General features: G+C 45.7%; 26 protein-coding genes and 1 pseudogene. 12 read left to right on the top strand and 15 right to left on the bottom strand.

Going from position 1 to position 24983, the window contains the following annotated elements; genetic code table 11:
• The first annotated feature begins 80 nt into the window (after positions 1 to 80).
• The 7 genes from IX31_RS02565 to IX31_RS02540 all read left to right on the top strand — a co-directional run bounded on the left by IX31_RS02565 (position 81) and on the right by IX31_RS02540 (position 4564).
• Positions 81 to 350, top strand: a complete 270-nt coding sequence (locus tag IX31_RS02565; RefSeq protein ID WP_034455595.1) for a hypothetical protein — start codon at positions 81 to 83, stop codon at positions 348 to 350.
• Positions 351 to 614: 264 nt separating this feature from the next.
• Entirely contained in the window at positions 615 to 1205 is a 591-nt protein-coding gene (locus IX31_RS02560) for a lipid-binding SYLF domain-containing protein (protein WP_034455594.1), read from the top strand.
• Between the two features lie 199 nt (positions 1206 to 1404).
• On the top strand, positions 1405 to 2571 hold the full coding sequence (locus IX31_RS02555) for a methyl-accepting chemotaxis protein (RefSeq protein ID WP_034455593.1): 1167 nt from the start codon (positions 1405 to 1407) through the stop codon (positions 2569 to 2571).
• 202 nt (positions 2572 to 2773) lie between these two features.
• On the top strand, positions 2774 to 2938 hold the full coding sequence (locus IX31_RS23560) for a YnfU family zinc-binding protein (RefSeq protein ID WP_273213459.1): 165 nt from the start codon (positions 2774 to 2776) through the stop codon (positions 2936 to 2938).
• A 210-nt stretch (positions 2939 to 3148) separates the two neighbouring features.
• Positions 3149 to 3472, top strand: coding sequence for an antibiotic biosynthesis monooxygenase family protein (locus tag IX31_RS02550; RefSeq protein ID WP_034455592.1), 324 nt, complete (start codon positions 3149 to 3151; stop codon positions 3470 to 3472).
• Positions 3465 to 3857 (top strand): hypothetical protein, encoded by a 393-nt coding sequence (locus tag IX31_RS02545; protein WP_034455591.1) that lies wholly within the window; start codon positions 3465 to 3467, stop codon positions 3855 to 3857. The genes IX31_RS02550 and IX31_RS02545 overlap by 8 nt, the downstream gene beginning before the upstream one ends.
• On the top strand, positions 3854 to 4564 hold the full coding sequence (locus IX31_RS02540; RefSeq protein WP_034455590.1) for an ArsR/SmtB family transcription factor: 711 nt from the start codon (positions 3854 to 3856) through the stop codon (positions 4562 to 4564). The genes IX31_RS02545 and IX31_RS02540 overlap by 4 nt, the downstream gene beginning before the upstream one ends.
• A 62-nt stretch (positions 4565 to 4626) precedes the next feature.
• On the opposite strand, the gene IX31_RS02535 is transcribed toward IX31_RS02540, so the two are convergent.
• Together IX31_RS02535 and IX31_RS02530 are read right to left on the bottom strand one after the other, a co-directional pair.
• A complete protein-coding gene (locus IX31_RS02535) occupies positions 4627 to 5328 on the bottom strand; it encodes a GNAT family N-acetyltransferase (RefSeq protein ID WP_034455589.1) in 702 nt (233 codons plus the stop codon).
• A 147-nt stretch (positions 5329 to 5475) separates the two neighbouring features.
• Positions 5476 to 7089 carry an ABC-F family ATP-binding cassette domain-containing protein gene (locus tag IX31_RS02530; RefSeq protein ID WP_034455588.1) on the bottom strand — a complete coding sequence of 538 codons (1614 nt, stop codon included), beginning with the start codon at positions 7087 to 7089 and terminating at the stop codon, positions 5476 to 5478.
• A 206-nt stretch (positions 7090 to 7295) separates the two neighbouring features.
• Here IX31_RS02530 and IX31_RS02525 point away from each other — a divergent pair, with 206 nt between their 5' ends.
• On the top strand, positions 7296 to 7766 hold the full coding sequence (locus IX31_RS02525) for a GNAT family N-acetyltransferase (RefSeq protein WP_034455587.1): 471 nt from the start codon (positions 7296 to 7298) through the stop codon (positions 7764 to 7766).
• A 114-nt stretch (positions 7767 to 7880) separates the two neighbouring features.
• Positions 7881 to 8243: a VOC family protein gene (locus IX31_RS02520; RefSeq protein ID WP_034455586.1), complete on the top strand. Its 363-nt coding sequence runs from the start codon at positions 7881 to 7883 to the stop codon at positions 8241 to 8243.
• Between the two features lie 123 nt (positions 8244 to 8366).
• On the opposite strand, the gene arsC is transcribed toward IX31_RS02520, so the two are convergent.
• From arsC to IX31_RS02505, 3 genes are read right to left on the bottom strand one after another with little or no spacing between them, the layout of a single operon-like run.
• Complete coding sequence (arsC, locus tag IX31_RS02515) at positions 8367 to 8795, bottom strand: glutaredoxin-dependent arsenate reductase (protein ID WP_034455585.1); 429 nt, start codon at positions 8793 to 8795, stop codon at positions 8367 to 8369.
• A 52-nt stretch (positions 8796 to 8847) separates the two neighbouring features.
• A complete protein-coding gene (locus IX31_RS02510; protein WP_034455584.1) occupies positions 8848 to 10137 on the bottom strand; it encodes an arsenic transporter in 1290 nt (429 codons plus the stop codon).
• Positions 10138 to 10183: 46 nt separating this feature from the next.
• Positions 10184 to 10504 carry a metalloregulator ArsR/SmtB family transcription factor gene (locus IX31_RS02505; RefSeq protein ID WP_034455583.1) on the bottom strand — a complete coding sequence of 107 codons (321 nt, stop codon included), beginning with the start codon at positions 10502 to 10504 and terminating at the stop codon, positions 10184 to 10186.
• An 85-nt stretch (positions 10505 to 10589) separates the two neighbouring features.
• Between IX31_RS02505 and arsH the strand changes: the two genes are divergently transcribed.
• The gene (gene arsH, locus IX31_RS02500; RefSeq protein ID WP_034455582.1) at positions 10590 to 11294 is read left to right on the top strand and encodes an arsenical resistance protein ArsH; all 705 of its coding nucleotides are present in this window, start codon (positions 10590 to 10592) and stop codon (positions 11292 to 11294) included.
• A gap of 198 nt (positions 11295 to 11492) precedes the next feature.
• Here arsH and brnQ read toward each other — a convergent pair whose 3' ends face one another.
• The 6 genes from brnQ to IX31_RS02470 form a co-directional block, all read right to left on the bottom strand.
• Positions 11493 to 12662 carry a branched-chain amino acid transport system II carrier protein gene (brnQ, locus tag IX31_RS02495; RefSeq protein WP_051880493.1) on the bottom strand — a complete coding sequence of 390 codons (1170 nt, stop codon included), beginning with the start codon at positions 12660 to 12662 and terminating at the stop codon, positions 11493 to 11495.
• Between the two features lie 315 nt (positions 12663 to 12977).
• Entirely contained in the window at positions 12978 to 14003 is a 1026-nt protein-coding gene (locus tag IX31_RS02490) for a fimbrial protein (RefSeq protein WP_198528550.1), read from the bottom strand.
• An 8-nt stretch (positions 14004 to 14011) separates the two neighbouring features.
• Positions 14012 to 16549, bottom strand: a complete 2538-nt coding sequence (locus IX31_RS02485) for a fimbria/pilus outer membrane usher protein (RefSeq protein ID WP_122973979.1) — start codon at positions 16547 to 16549, stop codon at positions 14012 to 14014.
• A gap of 25 nt (positions 16550 to 16574) precedes the next feature.
• Positions 16575 to 17246 carry a fimbrial biogenesis chaperone gene (locus IX31_RS02480; protein WP_034455581.1) on the bottom strand — a complete coding sequence of 224 codons (672 nt, stop codon included), beginning with the start codon at positions 17244 to 17246 and terminating at the stop codon, positions 16575 to 16577.
• Positions 17247 to 17289: 43 nt separating this feature from the next.
• A complete protein-coding gene (locus IX31_RS02475) occupies positions 17290 to 17823 on the bottom strand; it encodes a fimbrial protein (RefSeq protein WP_034455580.1) in 534 nt (177 codons plus the stop codon).
• A 166-nt stretch (positions 17824 to 17989) separates the two neighbouring features.
• Positions 17990 to 18643, bottom strand: coding sequence for a LuxR C-terminal-related transcriptional regulator (locus tag IX31_RS02470; RefSeq protein WP_034455579.1), 654 nt, complete (start codon positions 18641 to 18643; stop codon positions 17990 to 17992).
• 557 nt (positions 18644 to 19200) lie between these two features.
• Here IX31_RS02470 and IX31_RS02465 point away from each other — a divergent pair.
• The gene (locus tag IX31_RS02465) at positions 19201 to 19785 is read left to right on the top strand and encodes a recombinase family protein (protein ID WP_034455578.1); all 585 of its coding nucleotides are present in this window, start codon (positions 19201 to 19203) and stop codon (positions 19783 to 19785) included.
• Between the two features lie 163 nt (positions 19786 to 19948).
• Positions 19949 to 20139: pseudogene (locus IX31_RS22160) on the top strand (hypothetical protein); the annotation flags it as partial.
• An 84-nt stretch (positions 20140 to 20223) separates the two neighbouring features.
• Here IX31_RS22160 and IX31_RS02460 read toward each other — a convergent pair.
• Genes IX31_RS02460 through IX31_RS02445 form a run of 4 tightly spaced genes read right to left on the bottom strand, consistent with a single transcriptional unit; the run spans position 20224 to position 24982 of the window.
• Complete coding sequence (locus tag IX31_RS02460) at positions 20224 to 20847, bottom strand: helix-turn-helix transcriptional regulator (RefSeq protein ID WP_034455577.1); 624 nt, start codon at positions 20845 to 20847, stop codon at positions 20224 to 20226.
• A 38-nt stretch (positions 20848 to 20885) separates the two neighbouring features.
• Positions 20886 to 21419 (bottom strand): fimbrial protein, encoded by a 534-nt coding sequence (locus IX31_RS02455; RefSeq protein ID WP_051880491.1) that lies wholly within the window; start codon positions 21417 to 21419, stop codon positions 20886 to 20888.
• A gap of 42 nt (positions 21420 to 21461) precedes the next feature.
• On the bottom strand, positions 21462 to 22424 hold the full coding sequence (locus IX31_RS02450; protein ID WP_051880488.1) for a fimbrial protein: 963 nt from the start codon (positions 22422 to 22424) through the stop codon (positions 21462 to 21464).
• A complete protein-coding gene (locus tag IX31_RS02445) occupies positions 22421 to 24982 on the bottom strand; it encodes a fimbria/pilus outer membrane usher protein (RefSeq protein WP_081908616.1) in 2562 nt (853 codons plus the stop codon). Before IX31_RS02445 ends, IX31_RS02450 begins: the two co-directional genes overlap by 4 nt.
• Position 24983: the final 1 nt, after the last annotated feature.

Here is a 24983-nt window from a genome sequence, read left to right as displayed (position 1 = left end):
ACTAAAACTAGCATAGTATGACTTGCTATTTAGTTAATAATAATGATGAGTTCGTATTCAACTTCTCAGGGGAGTCTGAAATGGAAAAATACGTTTTTTATGTCAAGGGTAGCGCAACCAAAGTGTTTGTTAAAAGTGAGCTTTCTAAGAGTAGTGTCCAGCAGCTAAAACAAGAAGGGTATAAGAAGTACCAACTGGAATTTGATGCAAATAGTAAGCAAGAGGCTATCAAAAAGCTTAACGAAAACTCGCGGGAAAGTCTTGATTCGTTGAGCCAATTTTCTGGAAGTTATCTTTTTCTGGCATTATTCCCTCTTGCTATATTTATACTGGTTTTTATATTCCGCTGAAACGAATATCCATATTGTGTGGAATTTATTAGATTAAAATTGACAGCCACACTATGTGGCTAATTATTGCGCACATTGCTTTGATCTTAATATCGAAATCATTTCCAGTTAAATCTTGTTTAAAATTAAACAAAGAAAATAAAAATCAGCACAAATTAAATAACATGCAACACGGCTGAAACATAAAATCCTCATTCATATTTTTAGTATTTGGCAACAGATATTGTTCAGTTTGCCGGCTATTTTTTTTGAATCAGGATATATATGAAGTACAAAAAAATTATTCTCATTGCCGCTTTGGCCATGGCAGGCTGTAGTGCAAAGGGCGATACGGCTAGCCAGCAACGGAGTGCCATTCAGCAGATGCGAATTGATACGCTGATAAAACTCTATAAGGTCCATCCTGAAGCCCGCAGTGAGATTCTGAAGTCAAAAGGGTATGCGGTGTTCTCCAATAACAGCAGCAAAATTTTGTTATTTGGATTTGGCAGTGGCTATGGTGTCGTGAAAGACCTTAAGTCAGGGAAAGACACCTATATGAAGATGGCACAGGCCGGGGCAGGATTGGGGATGGGGGTGAAGCAACAGCGAACCGTACTGGTGTTTAAGGACCGCAAAGCGCTGAGCGATTTTATTAAGAATGGCTATATTGTTGGTGCTGATGCAAATGCCGCGGCTAAATATGATGACAAAGGGTTGCCTGCATTGGGGGCTTCGGCAAGTGCTGTTGCTCCGACCAATGTTGCAGTGCCTAAACCCGTGGGTGTATACGAACTGACCGAAAAAGGCCTTGCCGCACAAGCCATGGTTAATGGTTACAAATACTGGCCAGATGATGCTCTGAACAGTAAATAATGCAGAGAAACTAACGGCACGATGGTGCCGTTTTTTTATCGGGTAATTTTCCAGGGTGAAAAGCAGAAGGGTAAAGAAGTGTAAAAAACTCTTTCATTTGCTTATGGCAATACATAGCTTCAATTTCTATTATGCACTGGCTTTTTCATCAATAACGACAATAAATAAAGAACCAGCAAAACATGTTATAGGGTTAGGTATGCTTAACAACTACAGCGTAAGAACCGTTATCCTTGTTTTTATATCTGCCTCTTTTGTCTTCATTGATCTGATGGCCTTCCTTTTGGTAGCAAACGTAAATGTCATCCTGATGTTGAACGTCGTTGGAGTCGTATTGATCTCAACCTTATGGTTCTACATGACTAAATATCTTGTGAGGCCGATTAACGAGGTTAAAAGAAATATCGATGAAATCAACGCAGGGAATTTATCAATTTCTATTCGCGAGTTTGGCAATAACTGTGCGGGAAAATTGATTCCAGGGATAAATAGCCTCGCAAAAGAAATATCCAGTCTGGTCATGGATATAAGAAAATCATCCAATTCGGCAAGCATTCTATCTGGCACTCTGGCTAACCAAAGTGCGGAACTCTCAGTTAAAACTGAACAGCAATCGGCCATGCTGATGCAAACAGCATCAAGTATGGAAGAGATTTCGGCGGGGACAAAGAGCAATGCAGAAAACACCCGGCAGTTAAATGACATAACCAATGAAGCCCATAAATCTGCAGGTCATGGGAGCCAGTTGATGCATAAACTCACTGAGAACATGGTATCAATTACTGACTGTTCAAAGAAAATGACCGAAATTATTAGCATAATCGATGGGATAGCGTTTCAGACGAATATCCTGGCACTGAATGCAGCGGTTGAAGCTGCGAGAGCAGGTGAACATGGCAAAGGATTTGCCGTGGTTGCGGGTGAAGTCCGGGTGTTAGCTCAAAAAAGTTCTGAGTCTGCAAAAAACATAAAAGCACTGATTGAAAAAACAAATACCAATGTGATGCAAGGTGCAAAACTTGTCTCTGAAGCAGAAAAAAATATGCACGACATCGTTTCAGGATCAGACGATCTTAATATGCTGATGGAGCATATTTTTTTATCGACCAATGAGCAGGAAAAAGGTATTCAACAAATAACCATTGCGTTATCCGAGCTGGAAAAGGTCACTCTGAGTAATGCTGCAGTCGTTGTGGAGCTTGCAGAATCTTCCGATGTTCTAAAAAACCAGGTCGTAGATCTTCAAAAAAGAACAAATAATTTACGCTTAAATGATGAAGACAAAATGACGATGCCTGTCTCTGCGCTCATCGTCCCAACGAAGCAGAAAAAACAGCCACCAGAAGGTCACTGGCAGACATTTTGAATGGCCATAATTAAGCAGCCTGAATTGCACCCCAACTGTTGGATATTCAACGTATTAAGGTGCAGTTTTTAATCGTAAATTTGCATTTATCCGATTGCAGTTATTTATATTAATTTAAGATTCAATTGTCTGCCGGATAACTTGTGCGCTATTTGCTCAGGGCGTGATACGATGAACCTCAATCATTGAAAGGCTAATCATCATGTCAATATTCGATTATGCAATGAAGCGCTTTAGTAACGCCACAAATGGCACTGTGACATGTCCAATCTGCGGAAATAAAGCCTCTTTTCCCGCCAGCAAAATTCGCCAGGGGCAAACATTGCTCTGCCCAAAATGCAAATCACTGTTTGTTGTTCCTCGCTAATACTGTTGCCCACAGAGAATCACCACTGACGCCACTCATCTTCATATTCTCTGTGGCAAGAACCTGCGCTGAGCCTATAAATCAGCGCACGCAATGGCGATAAAAACGGCTGTAATATCTCCTGAACATTCATATTTCGCTTACCAACGAAGCATCATCTTATTGAATCCCTATAGTAGGCCTCACAAGCGTACAGTCAGGAGGATTATTATGATCGCGGTACTTTTCGAAGCTAATGCCATACCTACACAACAAGCGCGGTATCTACAACTGGCCGCAGAATTAAAACCTGAGTTGGAGAAAATTGCAGGCTTTATTTCAATCGAGCGTTTTCAGAGTCTGCATACCGCAGGAAAAATTCTGTCGCTGTCCTGGTGGGAAAGTGAAGAGTCTGTCATAGCGTGGAAACAAAACCTAAAACACCAGGCTGCTCAATTTGAAGGGCAACAATCTATATTTTCGTTCTACAGAATCAGAGTTGCACATGTTCTGCGGGATTATTCATCAGAGAATAGAGGTTCTGGTCATGTATGATATTTACGTTATTCTTACCAATACTCCAGGATCGCTGTCACTGCTGGGATCTTTACTCGGCAAAAGCGGTGTGGGACTTGAAGGTGGCGGTGTTTTTACTTTAGGCGATGAAAGCCATGCTCATTTTCTGGTTGAAGATGGTGAGCTTGCGAGGCAAGTGCTTGTCGAGGCAGGTCTGAATGTTAAAAATATTACTTTGCCATTAATCAGAAAGTTAAAACAAGAAAGACCCGGAGAGCTCGGGGAAATTGCCAATGTCATTGCTCTAAATGGCATTAATATCAATGTACAATATAGCGATCACAACAATCGTTTGATTCTGCTGACCGACAATAATGAACTTGCCGCAGAAGTAACCAAACAATGGGAAGTGCCTGCTGAATGAATTTAAAAGTTTCAAAAGCTGTTGTTGATGAAAGTGAATTTCTTGAAACATCAATGTCAGTTGTTGCATCTGCCATTGCTGACCCTTCAAGGGTCAGCATTCTTTGTGCACTAATGGATGGACGGGCATGGACGGCAACAGAATTAAGCTCTGTTGCCAATATCGCTGCATCAACAACAAGTGCCCACCTCGCAAAACTACTTAATAGTCGCTTAGTCACATGCCTGTCCCAAGGGCGGCATCGTTATTACCGCCTCGCTGGAAACGATATTGCAGCTCTTCTTGAAACCTTGATGGTGGTATCAGCAAAGAGTGGAAAGACGCTTGAGACCAAAACCCCATCCCATTTACGTGTTGCCCGGACATGCTACGACCATATGGCCGGAGAAGTTGCTGTTGGAATTTATAACTTCATGTTCAAAGAAGGCTGGTTTTCTCCTGATGGTAATCTGCTTTCGCCGATCGGAAAGCTCCAGTTTCAGAATATGGGCGTACTCGTCAATCCAAATAGCAGGCGCAAAAGCTCCTGTGCTTGCCTTGACTGGAGCGAGCGAAGATTTCACCTTGGAGGTAGTGCCGGTGCCGCACTAATGCTGTTCTTTGAACAAAAGGGGTGGATAACCAAAATTGCTGGTTACAGAGAGGTGACAATCACAGAAAAGGGCAAAGCTGCTTTTTTACGGTTATTCCAGCTCACTGTGAATTGAAGAGAGCAAGATTTTCAAAACATTAACTTTGAGCACTCCTTTGCTCATCAGCATTGAAAACGTCACTGGTTACTTCGAAAACTTTTCAGCTTGCGCTTTTGCTCTCCGCTGGTTGTGAAATTGCCCGGCGAAAGCCAGCCTGATAGTGAGCTTTCCACTATTGGCCATTCAATATCGATAATAGATAACCAGTCCGTATCGCGGTTACGTTGTTTGCGTGTCATCGCCTGGCGAAAACGTCCTTCAAATGTGAATCCCAATCTTTCCGCGGCATTTCTGGAGGCCAGATTCAGTGAGTCACATCGCCATGCCACGCGCCGATAGCCCAGAGAAAATGCTTTTTTCAGCAACAAAAATATGGCTTCTGTGCCCATGGCGGTTCGTTGCATTTTGGGAGACCAGGTGACATGTCCTATTTCTAGCGCACCGTTAACAACATCAATATTGCTAAAGCAGACGACACCAACCGCAAGACCACTGTTAATTTCCGCCACGGCCCATGCAACCAGCCCGGGATCATTAATTTTATTCTCAACCCAAAGCTGCATTTCCTGTAAACAGTTAGGCCGCTCAGCGCCAAGCCATGTCCAGTCTCTATCATCAGGAGCCCGTGAAAATGCCTCGAGAAGATCATCACAATGGCTGATTTCAAGAGGTAAAAGGTTACAGTGATGGCCACTGATTGGGGTGCGGGTTGGAAAGGGCGCAGGTTGCCAGTCGGAAAGCGGAAAACCAACGGGCTGACCATATTTATTTGTATTCAACGATCATTCACCTTCTATTTTGCAAGCGTGCGCGATAGCCATTTTGGTAACAGTCAGGAGCGTATTAAATCATGAAGCCGAATCAAGCGTTAGAAGTGAGCTATCATGCTGATAGCCTTTTACTTTACCTGAAAAATTCTTTCACGTTTAGCATGCCTGAAGTTGCCAATGCCCCTCGGTGATAGATAAGCGCTCCGTTAAATTCAGGTTCTTTAGGAACGTCTCATCGTGCGAAACAACGACCAGAGCCCCCTGATAAGTCCGCAGCATTGTTTCCAGTGCCTGAATAGAAGGTAAATCGAGGTGGTTGCTGGGTTCATCGAGCAGCAATAGTTGTGGCACGGGGTCAGCGTATAACACACAGGCTAACGCTGCTTTCAGGCGCTCACCACCACTCAGACATCCGCTGGCAATCTGGATTTTGTCAGCATCCAGGCCCAACTGCGCAAGCCGCATACGTAAATCAGCCTCAGCGGCACTGCGGTTGGCTTCACGTATTTGGTCGAGAACTGAACGTTGCGGATCCAGATTGTCGAGATGTTGATTAAGCAAGGTATGCCCATGTGGGATACGGATAACACCGCTTAATGGCTGAAGTTTGCCTGACAGTACGTTTAATAGTGTCGATTTTCCACAGCCGTTACGCCCAACGATACCGATGTGTTGCTGGGTGTATATCGACAGGTTCAATGGAGAAGAAAAGGCTGTCACGAAGGGCAGTTGTAGCTGATTGAGCTCTGCAACCAGCCGCCTTGAAGGAGAGTTCACGGCCAGCGAATGCACAATGATTTCAGCATTCTCTTCTACGCGAGTTGCCGCTTCACGCACACGCTTATCAAGTAATTCCTGAGCGGCAATGTGAAGCTGGTTTAATTTCCCGGCCGACGTCTCACTGCGTTGCTTTTGTCCACCCAGCAAAATTTTAGCCTGATTGGCTTCTCGGCCCTGTCGATGACCGCGTGACTGCCGTTTCTGAAAACGTTCCTTCTGATCCTGAAGGTTTTTCTGTTCGCGCTGGCGCTCACGTTTTCGCTGTTCCAGTAGATGAAGGGCGTTTTGTGTTTGTTGTGCTTTTTGCTGAGCGTAAAACGAGTAATTACCGCCATAACTGTTCAAGCCGATGGAGGAAAGTTCAAGAATCCGCTGCATTGACTCCAGTAATTCCCGATCATGACTTACCGTCAATAGCCCGGCGGGCCAGCGTTGTAACTGAGCAATCAAAGCCAGACGGTTTGCTCTATCAAGATGGTTGCTGGGCTCATCAAGAATTAAAAAATCGGCCTGTGAAAGCAATGCTCCTATGAGTGAGACGCGCATGGCTTCGCCACCACTCAACTGACTTACAGGCGTTGATGCTGCAAGATGCCCCAGTTCGCATCGCTCTAACTCAATTTGCAAACGCTGGCGTATATCCCATTGTTGGCCAACCAATTCAAAATCTACCGTCGAGATACTACCCATTTCGATGCGCTCAAGTGCGCTGATAATGGATTGAACCCTCGCAAGCTCTGCAACGGTCATTTCAGCCTGATAGTGGGTTTGCTGTGCCAGATAATACGCAACGCCAAAGCAGTTACATCTACCGGACGAAGGAAGGATTTTCCCGGCCAGAATCTGCGAGAGAACGCTTTTACCCACACCGTTTCGCCCCACAATACCGGTATGGCGTGAGTCGAAAGATTCATTGAGTTGTGAGAACAGCGGTGAACCGTCAGATAATACAAAAGACACGCTTTCGAGCGTGATGAATAAATTCGTCATATAACTACTCCATAGATGCCAGCAACTGACCCGATAAACCGGGACAAGTAAATTGGCCGTCAGACAGACGGCAGCATCAATGGCGCATTGGACGAATACCTATAAAGAAGAAATGATGATAGACATTTTAAATAGGGTATGAAAAAAGTAAAGGATCGGATAATAAGCGTGATTTAGGTCAATTCGCGCAAATGGGGAGTGGAGCGATGAAAGTGAGATTGGCAACGCCAAAAGAGGCAGAAGAGTGTTGGAATATTAGAAACCAGTCTATTCGCCATGGATGTCAGAGTAGCTATAGCGCAGCGGTAATTGCGGCATGGACACCTGAAGCAATGCCTGAAAATTACAGAGTGGTTATCACTAACAACCCATTTTTCGTCATTGATGGACAGAACAGTCGGCCTGTTGCAACAGGCTATCTCGATCTTTCTGCGGGAAGTGTTGAGGCTATTTTTACCTCCCCCGATTATATTGGTAAAGGATTTGCCGGTCTTATTCTTGAAATGATCAAAGACGAGGCGCGTAAACGTGGGTTTAAACAATTAACATTGTCATCGACGCCTAATGCGCAGTCTTTCTATGAAAAACATGGCTTTATTCTATTACGAGAAAACCTGTATTCATCTTCTCTTGCCCAGGCAGATTTGCGCTGCATGGACATGTCCATCGAGCTATAGCCCACCCAATTTTCTCCCTCTCGACTATCCTGACAGATGAGCGAATGACTCGTTTTTACTCAGAATCTGTCTTTAACTGTTTTGATTTACCACTTCGAGCCAGGAGAAAGTTTTATGAATGCAGAAATTAAGGGGGGTATTGATATCGCGATTAAAGTGCCCTCACATCAATACCAGCAGACGCTTGATTTTTATCGCAATGCTATCGGGCTCATAGAAATCACAGACAAAGCACCGGCTACCGGGTTTGTATTTGGCCCAAACCGTTTATGGATTGATGAAGCGCCAGGTTTGAGTCAGGCGGAGGTCTGGCTTGAGCTGTTTACACCTGATTTTAAATCAGCTGAAGCGCATATTAAGGAGTATGGAGTTGTGCGTTGTGATGCTGTAGAGCCCTTGCCTGAGGGGTTTAAAGGAGGATGGGTTATGAGCCCTTGTAATATTGTACATATGCTTCGCGAACCAGAAGCATGGTGAACAGGGGAGTTATATTTCTGCCCAAATACAGCAAGAAGCCAGGGATGAGTATGTTCGTATTATCTGCAAAAGGCCGCTGCAAGAATTAAAACCTGCAGCGGCTAATAGTTTGTTGTTTGCCCGCTATTTATCGATCTTCTTACCTTGTTCATCAACAACCTGCTCACCATCCTCTTTGGTGAATGCGCCGCGTTGCCCATCAGTTAAAATTTCCAGAACCATCTCTGAAGGCCGACATAGCAGGGTACCCAATGGTGTGACGACAATTGGTCGGTTAATCAGGATTGGGTGCTGCAACATGAAATCAATCAACTGGCCGTCACTGAAGGTGTCACTTGCCAACCCTAATTGTTCGTAGGGTTCGACATTCTTACGTAATAACGCACGGACCGTGATCCCCATATCGGTAATTAACTTTTTCAGTTCATCCCGGGCTGGCGGTGTTTCCAGATACAGAATAACCGTAGGTTCGGTGCCACTGTTGCGAATTAATTCCAATGTGTTGCGGGACGTTCCGCAAGCGGGATTATGATAAATAGTTACATTGCTCATCGTGATGATCTCTCGCTGAGGCCCATAAAATGGGCCGTACTTTAAACAACAGTTATAAGGCCACTGACAATCGCAGGGCTAAGGCCGCCAGTGTGATGAACAACACTGGAATAGTCATGACTATGCCTACCCGGAAGTAATACCCCCAGGTAATTGTGATATTTTTCTGCGACAAAACATGCAGCCATAACAATGTCGCCAGGCTGCCAATAGGGGTGATTTTTGGCCCCAGATCGCTACCTATAACGTTGGCGTAAACCATTGTTTCTTTGATAACCCCCGAGGCTACACTGCCATCAATCGACAGGGCCCCGATCAGAACGGTCGGCATATTGTTCATAACTGACGAAAGGAAGGCTGCCAGGAACCCTGTTCCTAATGTCGACACCCACAATCCTTGCTGTGCAAATTGATTGAGTAGGGCGGAAAGGTAGTGGGTCAGTCCCGCATTTCGCAAACCGTAGACCACCAGGTACATACCCAATGAGAAAATTACAATCTGCCAGGGCGCACCACGCAGTACTTTGCCGGTGTTAATAGAATGACCAATCTTTGCAACAGCAAACAGAATCAGTGCGCCAACGGCAGCGACCAGACTCACTGGTACGCCGAGTGGTTCCAGACCAAAAAATCCCACTAATAGCAAGAGTAGGACCAGCCAACCGGCTTTAAAAGTACGGGCATCCCGGATTGCTTCTTTCGGCTCTTTTAGTAGAGAAACATCATAAACGGCAGGGATGTCCTTACGGAAAAACAGGTGCAATATAACCAGCGTTGCTGCAATGGCGACAAGGTTAACCGGCACCATCACGGCTGCGTATTGCGTGAACCCAAGATTAAAGAAATCGGCCGAAACGATATTTACCAGGTTCGAGACAATTAGAGGCAGACTGGCGGCATCAGCGATAAATCCTGCAGCCATGACAAAGGCTAACGTTGTTCCCCGGCTGAAACCCAGCGCCAGCAGCATTGCAATGACAATCGGAGTCAGGATAAGTGCGGCACCATCATTGGCAAACAGTGCCGCCACCATTGCACCCAGCAAAACAATCCAGGTAAAAAGTAGTCGGCCCCGGCCATTGCCCCTGCGTGCAACATGCAATGCGGCCCATTCAAAGAAACCTGATTCATCCAGCAGTAGGCTGATAATTATCACCGCGATAAAGGTGGCAGTCGCATTCCAGACTATTTGCCACACTATTGGGATATCCCCAGGGTGAACGACGCCTGTTAGTAATGCCAGGCCAGCACCTAGTATGGCGCTCCAGCCAATCCCAAGACCTCTGGGCTGCCAGATGACCAAAACGAGAGTGAGCAAAAAAATCGCACTAGCCACTAACATTACAAACCCCATTCATATTTGATTAAGTGAATATGTTTCTTCGTTATCAACATGAGGATAATGAAGCCGCACTGAGTTTTTTCTGGATGTTATCTCGCTCACTATTCCATGCGGATTCAATAATGGTCGCAGCCCAGGCTGGCATGTGTGGTGACAGACGATAATGTACCCATTTTCCTTCCCGGCGATCGGTGACCAGCTCCGCTTCGCGTAACAGAGCCATGTGGCGGGATATTTTGGGTTGGGATTCAGCTGTTACTGCACAGATATCGCAGACACACAGCTCACCGGACTCTCGGAGTAGCATCACAATGGTCGAACGGGTTTCATCGGCAAGCAGTTTAAAAAGTTGAACAGGCTGTAGCATGTTGAACCTCGCTATGAACTTATGATACATATGTTAAATCATATGTGTTGGTTTTTAAAGCTTAGTTTTAAGATGGGGAAATTTCATGACGCATTTATCAGCAATCGAACAGGAATATTTTGATGATGAGATTGCCAGCAAACTGCAAGACGATACCCAAACGATGCCGCGCATTTTAATCCTCTACGGTTCAGTTCGGCAGCGGTCGTACAGCCGGTTTGCAGCCGAAGAAGCAGGGCGTTTACTTAGCAAAATGGGGGCTGAGGTGAAAATCTTTAATCCTTCCGGCCTGCCATTACCTGATGATGCGCTGGAAACCCATCAGAAAGTGCGCGAATTGCGGGAACTGGTCAGGTGGTGTGATGGAATGGTGTGGAGTTCTCCGGAAAGACACGGAGCTATGAGTTCAGTGATGAAGGCCCAAATTGACTGGATACCACTGAGCGAAGGTGCTGTTCGTCCATCACAAGGGAAAACGCTGGCCGTAATGCAGGTTAGCGGCGGTTCGCAGTCATTCAATACGGTAAATCAGATGCGAATACTTGGCCGTTGGATGCGAATGTTCACCATTCCAAATCAGTCATCGGTACCGAAGGCGTGGCAAGAATTTGATGATGAAGGACGTATGAAACCCTCAGCCTGGTATGACCGGATTGTGGATGTAGCAGAAGAACTATTCAAAATAACGTTAATCCTGAAAGGCCATACTGAGTATCTGGCCGACCGCTATAGCGAAAGGAAGGAAAGCCATCAGTCGCTGTCCGCTCGGGTTAATCAGGAAAAAATATGAGCACCTTCAAATACCGAAACCTGTCTGCAAGCAATTAAAGCCTTAAAGGAAAATTGATGATTACCGGAATAAATATCGTGAAAAGGATCCGTAGTCTCCTTGAGACTGCAGATCCACTAATCTGAAGATAAAGGCCCTGTATATCGGCCAGCCATTTATATTTACGGCTTATCCAAAATACGTATAGTCGGGTATGACTTAGCTATGGACAAACAGACTCATAATACCTATCAGCAGTGAGCTGTAAAAAATGATTCCATATAAATTACTCGGAATATCAATCCATTTGCGAATAATCCCAAGGGCCACAACGGTTAATGCCGCTGGATAAATGGCGCAAAGTACTGGCACAGCAAAAGTAGTCAGCGAATTTAGGCCAAGCACGGAAATACCGGCGGAAGCAATCAGCGAAATGACGACCAGCAAACCATAAGACACACCAGTATTTTGGCTGAAATATTGGGCAGTACCGGTTACCAGGCCGATTGCCGTCACCAGACAGGCGAGGGTAATTATCGCCGACAGCAGTATGCGACCATAAACACCAAATAAGGTTTCCACAAAAGTACTGATGATCTGCAGCCCGTTTGTGGCATGTAATGCAGGGCTGTGGGCCCCCATTGAAAGGTAACAGACATAAATCAGTATCAACCCCACAGCGGCGATAATGGCGGCGATTGTGGAGTATTTAAAAATTCCTGCTTTATAGGCAATGCCGCGTTGTTGCAAGGTGTGTGTAATAATCGCGCCAAAGCACAGGGCACTAATAACGTCTAAGGTCTGATAGCCATTTATAAAACCTGTGTTAAAGGCATGCTCCTGATAAGCATTTTCTGCAAAAGTAATGGCGCCAATTGGATGAATCCATGCGCAAATCCCAATGAAAATTAATGCACTTATCTTCACAGGCGAAAGAACAAATCCGACTATCTCCAATAGTTTTCCGGGTTTAGCCAGTGCTGCGCCGGCAAGGCCAAAAAATGCCACTGAAAATAGAATTTTCTGACCCCATGACTCTTTTGCGCCGTGAGCAATAAGTTCATAGCTGATTGTTGCCGTCCTTGGAGTACCAAATAGAACACCAAGAGTCAGAAAGCAGACACTAATAAAAATAAAACTAACGCGTTTACCTAATGGTTGAGTTAATTCATTAATATCACCGCTATTGATGGCCAGCGATATGATGGCGAGAGCAGGGAATAATACTGCCGTGATGATAAAACCAAATCCTGCCGTAAAGGTGTTGCTCCCGGCTTGCATACCAACCAGTGGCGGGAAAATAATATTCCCAGCCCCAAGAAATAGAGCGAGAGTCATCCCCCCAAGCGCCAGCGTTTTCGGGAGTGATAGTGTTATTTTTTGTGTCATGTTGTTAATACCAATATTAAATTATGCTTATACCATCATTTTGAGTATTAAATAAATTCTATTGTTCATTTGGTAAAATTAAATTTTTAAATTAACCGTTATTTTTTGTCTTATTCTGTTGTCTGATTAAAAATCAATCCTTTCAGGAGTTTTTTTAGAATTATTAACTGAACGTGTTTATGACACGCAGCATGAGAACCCGGGTGTTTGCTTTTTTAATCACTACAATCTGTTAACAACAGGATTTGAGGTGATTTTACAGATGCGAAATGGTGGCCTGGATGCTGAAATATCATCAGGCCAATCATCCACGCTTCATTGAAAAGTCACCGTAACCGTCGCGGTAGCGGAAAAATTCCCCGTCTTCGGTTTTGCACTTAGCCACAGTACCCCCGCAGTGTAAGCCTTATTGATCGTATTGCCCGCGGTAACAGTAACCACCTGTGGTGCATTCATCTCAATTCTTGGCTCCAGGGTGACATTGTTTGAGAGGATAATGCCAAACCCGCTGTCCGACGCGGGCAAAATAATAGTTTTGTCCTGTAGCTGATTTGTCGTGCTGAAAGTCGCGAGTAAGTTTTCAGTTGTACAGGTTACTCCCGTTCCCTTGATTTGCAGTCCATAGGCAATATTAAAGCCTAACTTTTTCTCAACTCGTCCGGGGGATGCGTTAAAAGAGGTCATGGAACCAAAATCGATTTTGTCAGGTGTTATGGCGATGGTGGGAACACACGCCATCAGGTTTATCTTACTTAGCCCGGTAATAAATAAATTGAAATTGGTATCACCGCCGCGTAGTCCTCCTTCACCATCAACTTGGAACAAAGATAGATTCAGGTTATCTTTAATTACCCCACCCGCTGGCACTGCTTTGCCGGTCGCTTTTATATATACCTGATAATCAAGGTTGAAGGTCTGGGGTGTTGCAGGGGAAACACATTTGCCAGCAACCCTGTTACAAATCGTCGCCGGCCCAAGTTCGACTTTCTTGCCATTCTCCAGCGGATAATCAATCCCGTTGTAGGTCACGCCGATTGAAATAAATGAAGGAATAGTGCCAGCCTGTTTTTTCGGATCAAGCCAGAAATAGGCCATTTCACCTTGCGGGTGGCTATCCGTATCCCTACAGGTAAAGGTGGCATTGATGACCGAAGACACCCAAATTTTTTGGTTCGCCTTAATCTCAGAACTGGATGCCTTAATCACCTGGCCAATATTCACCGTTTCGCTGACCGCTGAATTTGACGCTTCACAGGTCAAAGCATAAACCGTTTGCGGCATGATCATCATGATTAGCAGGGCCGTCAGACAGCGACCCAGGTGTTGGTATCCTTTCATCATTTCCTCGATTACTTGCGACAAGATAGGGTAAGTTCGCGATAGCCGCTAACCGCCAGGCTTGCGTCTTCGTTCATTCCAGGAAGGGTTAACTGACATTGTTCTTCGGGGGCATCACCCCATTTAACCTGCAATTTATCTCCACCCGAAACGCCGGAAATAAAGATATCGCCATCGGGGCCGGTCAAGCCGCTGTTTCGGCCATCAGCCGCGAAAACGGTAGCACCGAGCGGAGGCACGCTGTTATCCGCAAGTTTGCTGTGAATAAGCACGCTTTCACCTTTGTAGGTCTCGAATGTTATGCGGGTAATTGCGCCACGGGTTGGAACGGTATCGGCTACCGCGGCCGGTACATCAATGCGAGAACCGAAATCTTCGGTGTTTAATGCCACGGTATTAACCCGCCAGGGAATGGTGTGGGGCAAAACGGCGTAGCCAAAGCGGTCGATAGCAACACCTGGCTGATTTTCAATACTGACACCCGCGGCATTTTTGGCCTCTATCAGCGAGAATGTTTCCCCGAGTGGCTGTGACAACGTCACACCGCCCTGGTGAGCGATCAGGCCGCCAGAGAGGTTAATGCTGGTCTGCTGACTGGAATTATTGTAACTGTATCCAGCGTAAGCATTAGCGAATTGCCCTTGATAACCGACACTGGCACTGTTAGTTGATTTGGAACTCCGATCGTAGGTCGTCTCTACGGCATAGCTCATGCGTCCATCGTCAAGCAACGTGCCGTTGACCCCGGCAGTCGCGGATGCGCCAGAGGATTGGCTGTTATTAACGCTAAAGTATGCCGTCATATTGTTTTGGTTTTTAAAGTAGAACGGAATGGATATGCGAAAATTGACGCTATCATCGTGAGTAGAATAATGATTACGGCTGTTTTGATAATAAATACTATAACTGGCCCGACCAATATTGGAGCTAATCCCACCCTGAACAGACATATCATGGTCGGTGTTTTGCCAGTAATTTTGCTGACTAAAATTCAGATAAAAGGCCGTTTGTTCACCAAGATGCTGACTTGCTGAGAAATCAAAACGTTCTTTTTTAGTGTTAAAACTCGGGGTGTAAAACGTTTCGGGTTTCCTGACCGCCCATTCAGGATCATTGGGATCTTGTTCCTCCCAGTAATAATTTTTGTATGACCCATTGTCCCAGCGTTGATGCTCGGCAATTGCTTCTGAAAAGTCGTAATAACCTGAGGTTGAATAGCGATAACCAGCGATTTGAAAATCGGTCCCTGAACCGCGAAATGATTTCGCATATAAAAAGCGCACGCTACTACCTTGCTTCCGCTCACCGCTGGCAAGCGCGGTATCAGCCCAGGTTAAATCCGCCGAAAATGCACCTATGGCACCAAGATTTGTCCCAACCCCCAGGGCGCTCGCCGTGTAGTTTTCCGCATTCAGCACACCGCCATACAAGGTAAAGGTGTCGTTCAGACCATGGGATACCGTGCTCTGAATAAAAGCCGGAGCATAAGCGTTGTTAGCGTTATAGTATTTCCCGGCAGCTAATTGATAGTTCCATAAACCGCGACGAACCAGGTTTGGTAAGGCCGTGTAAGCCACGGTGAAGGTGCTTTTAGTGCCGTCGGCTTCAATAATCGTGACATAAAAATCACCGCTTCGGTTAACCGAATAAATATCATTTATCTCAAAAGGGCCGGGAGAGACATTAGTCGAATAAATAAGATAGGTATTTTGCCGTACTTCAACACGCGCATTACTGTTGGCAATGCCGCGAATAGTAGGGGCATAGCCGTTCTGGCTATCGGGTAACATACTGTTATCACTGTTTAATTGCACACCGCGAAATGGCACGCTATCGAATATCTCCCCTGGGGTGCTGGCCTGCCCGATAAGCAAATGACTCTGCCACGGTACAATATTAGTTTCTACCCAACTTGAGACGGTTTTCCAGCGCGCAGTTCCGTTGCTCGATTTGTTCCAGTAGGAATTATTGCGAAAACGCCAGGCGCCAACATTGATCCCGCTATTAAGTGAAAGGTACTGATATGTCTGATCGCTAATATCGCTTCTGTTATTGTCAGCGGTGAAGTTGTAATTAACAAACGCCGCATTAATACCGTCATCGTAACGGGCAGGGGAGATATAACCCTGGGGAACGGGATGGGTGTATATCTGCGGAATAGTAATATCAAGACGATGGCGAAATATATCCAGAGCTTCCTGTGCACCAGAGACGTTTTTTCTGAGTGAATAGCAGGGAAGGCTACTCTCCGGTAGTTTTATGCCATATTGTTGATATTGCTTTGCCGTTAAGCATGGCTGTAATTTATCATCATCCGGTGAACGAGAAAATTCTACATTCTGGCTATCAACCTGCACATCATTGACATAAATCGCGACCGGGTAAACACCGGGCAACACGTCATCATCATGGCTGATAAAATCAGCCATGGATTTGGCGTCGATGCCATGAAGAAAAAGTGTGTTGTATTTTTCCGCGGCCATGGTGTCGCAGGATGCAGAAATGAACAGCGCGCAAAAATAATAACCAGCATGGGCAGCTTTCATCATTCCTCTCCCTGGAAATCACAGTTAATTATTTAGTTGCTGGCTGGATAGCCACAACGGCACCGTAATCATTGATGTAATTCATTTTGACCACGCGTGTTTTCCCGGCAACAGGAACGACTAGCGTACTAAATGGTGAAACCATCGGAATGTTAACCGGAGATACTTTCCCATTTTTATCAGCTACTGCGACAGAGATGAGCGTAATATGTAACGGACCATCATTTTTGATGAGCAGTTGATTGTCTTTTATTTGCCAGGACATTTTTTTCACCACATCAACAAGTGTATTTTTTACTTGTGGTGGGCGATAGAAAAGTTTCAGCCTGGTTCTAATTGCCAGCTGGAGAACATTTTCCTGCTTCGACTTTGGCGGCACTTCCTGTACATTCAGCCAAAATATACTTTCTCGGTCGACTGGCAGTCCGTTACCCGAGTATATAAAACGTAATATTGCTGACTGCTCGGGTTTAAGTTTAACCAGCGGAGGGGTAACTACCAGCGGTGGCTTTTCGCCGCCTTTGTCAGTGCCTTTATCTAACCAGGACTGCACAATATAGTTCTCGGTTGAAATGTTATTTATTTTAACCGATGCCGAATTTGAGTTGCCGGAATAAATAATACGCGAACTTTCAATTTGTATAGCACTTTGGGCCTGCGCCATACACAGAAGAAGCGACATAAATAAATATCTTTTCATAGTGATTCCATTTTTAATTTACGCCATCCATGGCTTGTAAATATTAATGCTGGACGATGGTGAAATGGGCGGTGGCGTTCGCAACACCGGGTTCAACTGTATCAGCAATTGCTTGATAGTTCGCTTTTAAAAGAAACGCGCCAGCTCCACCCTGGTTAGCAATGGTAATTGAAGCATCGGTGCTCTCAAATTTCTTGGAAATGGTTACTGCCTTATTGTTGGTGTCGGTTATTTTAATACCTACACCAGTGGTATCGCTGCCGGCATCGTCCAGAGCCAGAATGTTGTCTTCTCCATCAACGGTTGCACCATCAATGATTAAGTAATAAGTTCCTGCATCACAATTCGTCAGTGAGATTCTGAAACCAACCTGTGGCCCAGACTTATTCCCCCCTTCGAAGACAGATTTTGGAATTGACCCCATAGGTACGGTTATTGTCGAGCTTTCACCAGAAGAAATAGTACAGGATGAATTGGTGATATTCCCCTGGAAAGTTAGTTTTCCATCCGCGGCATTGGCATAGTGCGCTGTTGCAGTGAATACGGCCATGGCCATACAAAGTGTTTTAATTTTCATAGACAGCTCCATCTGTTTTGATTTTGCCCAAAATAGTTTATGAGCAATAAATAAGAGTTTGCGGGATTAGCATAAAGCATTATGAATACATAACGCGCTTCAGCATAAATATGCTGGCCATAAAATGATGTAATGTCAGTTCCTTGACGATTAATAACCTCCTCACTTAACAAAACCCAACGGTGTTTTCCTCGCTGGTTTGCGTAATCTGTGTCGCTTTCTGAAATGCGTTGTAAAATTCTGTTAAATTGTGCGCATTGAATTTTCTGTATATACTACGCCGGTGTTGACTAACGACCTTGTCACTAATATCAATAAACCGTGATATCTCTTTGTTATTTTTCCCGGAAATGATATATGGCAATATCATGTCTTCTTTTTTTGTAAGATTTATTTTCTTCTCAATTTCAGACCATACCATGTTTTTAATGATGATTTTTGAGTGTTTTTCCGCGTTGATATATTCAAGATATAACTTTAGTTTTTTTACATCAGCTACCACATCAATAACAAGATCAGATACGGTGTTAATAAGAATATTTTCAGCAGTGTTTAAGAAGCGTTCTTGTCTGGCGATTAATATAACATCGCAATCAGTATTCTTATACTTAACCTCTATCAACCTCACCAGCGATTGAAAATCAGGAAGGCTATAATCAACAATGATTGCTTTCGCCGCACTTAAAACACACTCTTCAATATGGCTGATGTTCGACGAATAGACAACTCTTGAAAAATTATCAGCCCTTTTCAAGGCTTGCTCAGAAAGAACACTTATTCCGTCATAAAAGAACCTATTCGACGACACGACTATAATCATAACAGAGAACCTTAATAGTACTCCCTTGACTTAATAGTTACTCGATATGAGTTAACTAGCAACCAAGAAATTCTGCGCAATACCAGAACATTCTGAATTTACGGGTTGAGAAGTAAATATAATAATTTCCTCAATATAAAAAGCCATGTAAAACATACCATTAATTGGTGAGTTAAGATTGATCCATAATCTACGGATTATTCCTGAGAACAGCCAAAAATGATTGATAGCTAAACACAGCAAAATAGTTCTGGTTAAATAAACCCCGGAAGTAATAAAATTGTTATCAGATGGCTGAATATTCGCTTGTTATAAGAGGAAATGATTACGCTAATATCAAGTGCTGATGGCGTTAATCATAATGAGACTGGTCCTTTAATTTTTGTGTATTTGTGCTTTAAAAGTATAATCATGGCCCAGAGGAAAGGTTGAACGGTGTTAATAGCTGCTATTTTAAGGACTTATACCATGGCCTATTTGTGTTGCCTTGATTGTCCGAGTCTGGTCCCATATGTATAATATGGGGACTATCTGTGACTACGCTACAGTGACAACCGATGAAAATCTTCGCCTATTTACCCATAAATGAAGAATATGAACAGGCAAAAAGTGCGTTGATCGCTGCCAGCGAGACGCTCGATTTCCGGATTGACCATATATTCGAAGAAAACGACAAAGAATATACCCGTCTCCGCCAGTTGCTGACGCAGGCCAACCCCGGCGATGTTCTTCTGATCACTAAATTCGTTTTTTTAGCCCGCCTTCCAAAGCAACAGTGGGTTACGCTGAGAAACAGTACCGATGCCGGTTTGAATGTCGTCGCCCTGAATGTAAAGGCAACGCTTCGTGGGCTGCATATTGCAAGCCCGGCGGAACGACTGGCGAGCAAAGCATCAACAGATACACTGATGGAATTAGCGGATAATGTTATTTCCTATCTTCAGAAAGACCCCGCATTTGCGAAAAGAAGAACCATCACGGGAAGTGCCGCCGGGAGGCCGGTCAATGAAGGGCTTCATCACCGCATTTCCCTGATGTTACTTGCTGGCGCGAGTTACAGCGAGATCCAAAAAACGCTAAATTGTGGAAGGTCAACTATCTCCCGGGTGAAGCAGACAATAGTCAATGTGAATGATATCTAAGGGCAGGGAAGCTGCCCCGAAATTGACGGCAGGCTGAGTGCTGGGCGGCGGCTTTACTTGATGTAAGACTCTAAAACTTTCAGCACTACGTCTCAGTCGTTCTCACGTTTTGCCTCACTATCTTCGCGAACAATGTGATCGATCAGATGCCCGCATCAACCCATTGGCTTCACGATTGGTGACGGTCGGTGCGGCTGCAGCATATAGCGTACGCCAGGCAACCATGCGCTGGAGCAGATTCGATACACTGACGCGTCGGCACTATATTTCTCCAGTATGCTAATTGCGCTGGTTGGGATTTATATGGGGTATCACGGTTTGATCGCGCCCTGCAATAACCGATGCAAAAGGTAATATGGCCTGAGCAAACACATGTTCAGGTCAATTATTTTCTGCCCCTCAGCCCAATTCATCACGCCAATAAACCTATTCTGATACTTAAATATTCGCAGGAAAAACAGGTAATACATTTTTGTCGGCCAGTTTTCTGAGGAAATGTATTAAATCACGGTCGGTACGCAGCTTAAATTTCTTCATGATAAGACATTTATGTGTTGATACCGTTTTCTCAGCGATCGTTAATTTTTTGGCAATTTCAGACTGGAGCATCCCCTGATAAATAAATGACATGATCATTCCCTGACGTAGGGTGAAATCTTTTCTGTGGCAACTCATGCAAAAATCCTTACACCACGGTATTTTTTGCTGTGGGGCTTTTTGCCATGCGGAGAGTATTTTATTTTTAATCTCATCAAGTGATTCACGGCGGTGGATAATAATCATATCGGAAAAACAGAGCGGCAAGATGGAATTGATCTCCAGAGACTCATCCACCAGTCCAATCACAATACCTTTTTGCCTGGCTCGTAGTTCAGGAATACACATAAAATGCTCCCCTGGTGATAATGTAAGCACTGTCACATCCGCCTGGTAAAAAGAGAGAGGATCGTAATCAGTTAAAAAGAAGATATTCTCAGAAATATACCCGTAGAAGGTATCGATAAAGAAATGCTGTAATCCATGACGATAGAATTCGTACGGGTCTGTTATTAATATATTCATTTATCCCTGAGCCACAGCAGATATATTGACACTTAGGATTATTGATAAGTAAACGTCACTTGCGACAAACTCACTACCGTACCAGGCATCACGTCTGACGACGAAGCAATCGCACGGGCGCCCATATGGAAAGTTGCGGTATGGTCGACTGCTACGCTTTTGGTTAACGTTGTTCCTGGCCCTAAAAACCTGCCGTTTCCGCCAGACTGGCTCTCTTTTAGCTGCACGTTTATATTCTGCGCCGTCCCCGTATTGTTGTAATCGGTGCTACCGCCCGGCGCCAGTTCGCCGGAAAAAGCCGCCGTGACCGAGGTGGTTGAAAGCGGGCAATCTTTCAGTATCAAATCGAAAATCTTGTAGGGGCTTGTATTACCGGCCTGGTTCATCGTACTGATCGGAATACTTCCCAAGTCGACGTTAAGGTTGGAATTTGCCGCATCAATGGTACAAGCTGATGCAATAATTTTACCGGTAATATTGATATTCACCGGGTCGGCCTGTGAAATATTCGTCAGCGTCATCAAACAATTCGCAGAAAATAATGTCATGATGATCCATCTGGTTCTGTTCATTGATATCTCCTGTTCTTTTATTACTGGTGTGATACTCAGCGGTTATTGATAAGTGATATTTAACGTTGCCGTGGAGTTGGCGCTACCGGCGGTTACTTTGTCTCTGGTCTGGAAATAGCGTGCCGTAAAGGCATCAGCAGGAAACTCCTGGCCACCTGTTGACGTTTTCAGCACAATATTATTATTAATTTTCAGCGGTGTATTACCATAAAGCAGTTGAATTCCTACGCCCCTGGCGACGCCTGCTGTTCCTGCGCCAGATAAAGCCAGAATACTGGTGTCAGATGTTTCGGCACTTTTGCTGCCGCTTAATGAAACGTTAATTCGCGCCCCGGCATCACAGTCAAGATCAACCGTAAATGAGGTTTCGCCAGGGGTTGCACCTGGGCCAGTAAAATCAATACCTAAGACATCGGGTAGTGCGACGTTAATATTCTGATTGCGTAGGGAGCAGGCCACCTGAATAACCTGCCCGCCGACAATACTCCCCCTGACAACTTCCAGTTCGCCATAGGTTTTCTGAAAATATAAGCCTGGTTCAATATTTCCGGAGCTAATTGGGCCCGTCTTATACAATTCAATCTTGATGCCACTGCCGAGTCCTAAAGCGGAAACTGTTCCACCGGAAGAGCTATTTATCCCGGTGCGAGGAGGATTATCGAAAGTACCGCTGGTCTGATAATAGGCCTTGATTCCCACTCCCGGAATACCGGTGTCATAAATATGCGAAAAGCCGCTGACAGCATCCCGGAACATGGTTGCAGAGATGAGTTCACCGCTGCCACAGGTTAGCCACTCGCCTGAGAAAGTCGCAGGCAAAACCGTGCTGTAAATTATTGAGCCGACCGGGGTGTCGCGCTGTGCATATACGGTTCCGATGTTGATATTGTCCCAGATCATAGGGGCTGTCCCGCGGTAAAAACTACAGGTGGCGCAGGCGGAAAATGCGCTGAGCATTAAAAATAGCCCCGGGAAAATCATCCCTAATAAGCGTAATGTGCTCATTGGCACCTCCCGTTAATAACCAGTATCTCTTCGTGTTTTTCCGGCAGGCTGAAACGGGCGATGCATTGCTCGTGTGCATCTTTACCCCATTTCGCGTGTAATTGCCCGTTCTGCCCGAGCCCGGTCAGGTACACCTGGCCATTCTCCCCAACAATAAAGCTCTGTTTATTCACCTGACCGGCTTGCGTGACGATGGCGCCAAACGGCACCGGCTGTTGGTTGGCCTGTAGCAGCGTCATCAACAGCCGATTGCCCACGCTTGTCTGAAAGTCAGCTTTTACCACCGCGCCACGGGTGGGAATTACCGTTTGGCTGGTTAATGCCACTTCGGTGTTGTCATCGAAAGTTTCTGTATCCAGTTGAATCTGATTTTTACGGTAGGGATTAACGAACGGGATAAGCGCATATCCACGCCAGTCGGTTTTCACCCCGGTCTGATTGCTGACCCCGATGCCCGATGCCCCCGGTGCCTGCACCAACGTAACGGTCTCCCCCATTGGCTGCCCGAATGTAGCCCCTCCGGCATGCATGACCATTCCCCCCTGAACGCCATAGTTCAGACGTCTGCTGCGCGCATCATAGGCGTAGCCTGCGTTCACTTCCCCGTATGTCGCCCGATAATCGGCCAACAGAGCACCGCTATTACCGGTTCCCTGGCTGCCATAGCCCTGTTGCAGACCCCAGCTCAAGCGGTTATCGGCAAGTGCAGTACCGTTAAGTGACAGGGTATTGCTGGTTCCACTTTTCTGGCTGTGATTCAAGTTCCAGGAAGCCCAGCTGTTCACCGTCCAACGGCTCAGCGGGATACTGACGTTGAGCGAAAGGATTCGGTCGCGGCCGTATACCTTGTCGCCGTGCCCGTCAGTGGTCGTGGTGTTTTCGTTGAGGTTATAGTTCAGGCCATAACTGATGCCATTCCAACTGTTGTTGTATCCGATGCCCGTCGAACGCATGGTGCGATTGCTTTTCCAGTAATCTTCGCTGATCAGGCTTAGCGACAGCGAGCCTGCGCCTTCCCACAGGTTCTGACTCATCGTGAGTTCCGTGCGGTTACGCTTACGCTCGTTATACGGTTGGATCTGCCTGTCACGCCAGGTTTCCAGAACTTCCTGCATGCTGTAGTAACCGTCCGTTGAATAGCGATAACCGGCAATGGCGAAGTTCGTGCCGGTCAGTACAATGTTTTTGCTGTAACGAACGCGCCATGACTGGCCTGTTTCTTGTGGTTGCTCCTGCATGCGCGACCACGCCTGAGTCACGTCCAGGGAGAGTGCTCCAATGCCGCCAAGATTTTTGCCTATTCCAAGCGCCAGCGAATGATATTTGCTGGCGAACTGGCCACCACCGTAGGCGGTAAAACCGTGCGGTAAACCGTATATCAACGTCCCCTGGCCAAACGGCGTGTGGTCGACGCTGCTGTCATAAGCGCGATACTGGCCGCTGGTCAGCGAATATTTGAGGCGGCTTTCACGCTGTAATACCGGCAGAGAAGCAAAGGGGACCACGAGAAGCTGTTCGCTACCGTCAGCCTCTTTAATCGTCACGTAGAGATCGCCACTGCCACCGGTAGCATACATATCGTTGATTTCAAAGGATCCGGGCGCCACATAGCTCTGGTAAATCACGTAACCGTTCTGACGGATAATCACCTGCGCATGAGTACGGGCAATTCCCCTGACCACGGGCGCATAGCCTTTCAGGCTATCGGGAATCATGTCGTCGTCCGATGCCAGCTGCACGCCCCGAAAAGGGACGCTGTCAAACACATCTGCCGGCGAAGTGCTGTCTCCGAGCATTAACTGACTGTGCAGAGGGCGAATGTCGCGGTTCAGATAGGTGTATACCATATCCCACTGAGGCTGGCCGTGAGAGTCCCGCAGGAATGTAGTGTAATTGCGCAACCGCCAGGGCCCGACGTTGATGCCTGGCCGTAAGTTGGCGTACTGACTACTACTGTCGTTGCCGCCACCCTGACGGGAAACCGTGCTGGCGCCGCTCAGATTATAGTTAAGTAACAGAGCGGGGATCCCGTCATCCCATTGTGTTTCAGGTACATAGCCACGCGGGTTTTGCGCAATGGCCGACTGCGGGATACTCAGTAGGAGTTGTTGGGCGCTGAAGTGGAATTCGGCGCTGGCCTGCGGGATAGCCGAAAGGTTAGCGCAAGGCGCCCCGTGTTGTTCTAATTCAGGAAAGAGCGTGGTTTTTATTCCCATTGAGTTTAATTGGGTAACGCTCAGGCAGGGCTGAAGGTGAGCTTTCCCCTGCGGCGTGGTCTGCGTTTTGAATTCAATATCCTGCGTTTCCTGCTGCTGGTTATTGATATATATATCTACCCGATAAACGCCAGACGCCTGACCATTTCCCTCTTCAAATATCGTTAAATCTGTATTTCCCTGCTGCGGATTATCAATCTCGAGCATCAACGGATTAAAATATTCCCGCGCATGTACCGAGAAGGAAATACAGTTGAAAAAGAATATTGATGCGGAAACAAGCGAGAATAGTCCGCAGATGCTTAGCGGTATATATTCATCGTGCTCTGTCTGGTTATTCATT

The sequence above is a fragment of the Buttiauxella noackiae genome (genome assembly GCF_000737905.1).
GTDB lineage: Bacteria > Pseudomonadota > Gammaproteobacteria > Enterobacterales > Enterobacteriaceae > Buttiauxella > Buttiauxella noackiae.
Note: the sequence above shows the minus strand (reverse complement) of the source record. Positions and strands in the feature narration are given on the sequence as shown.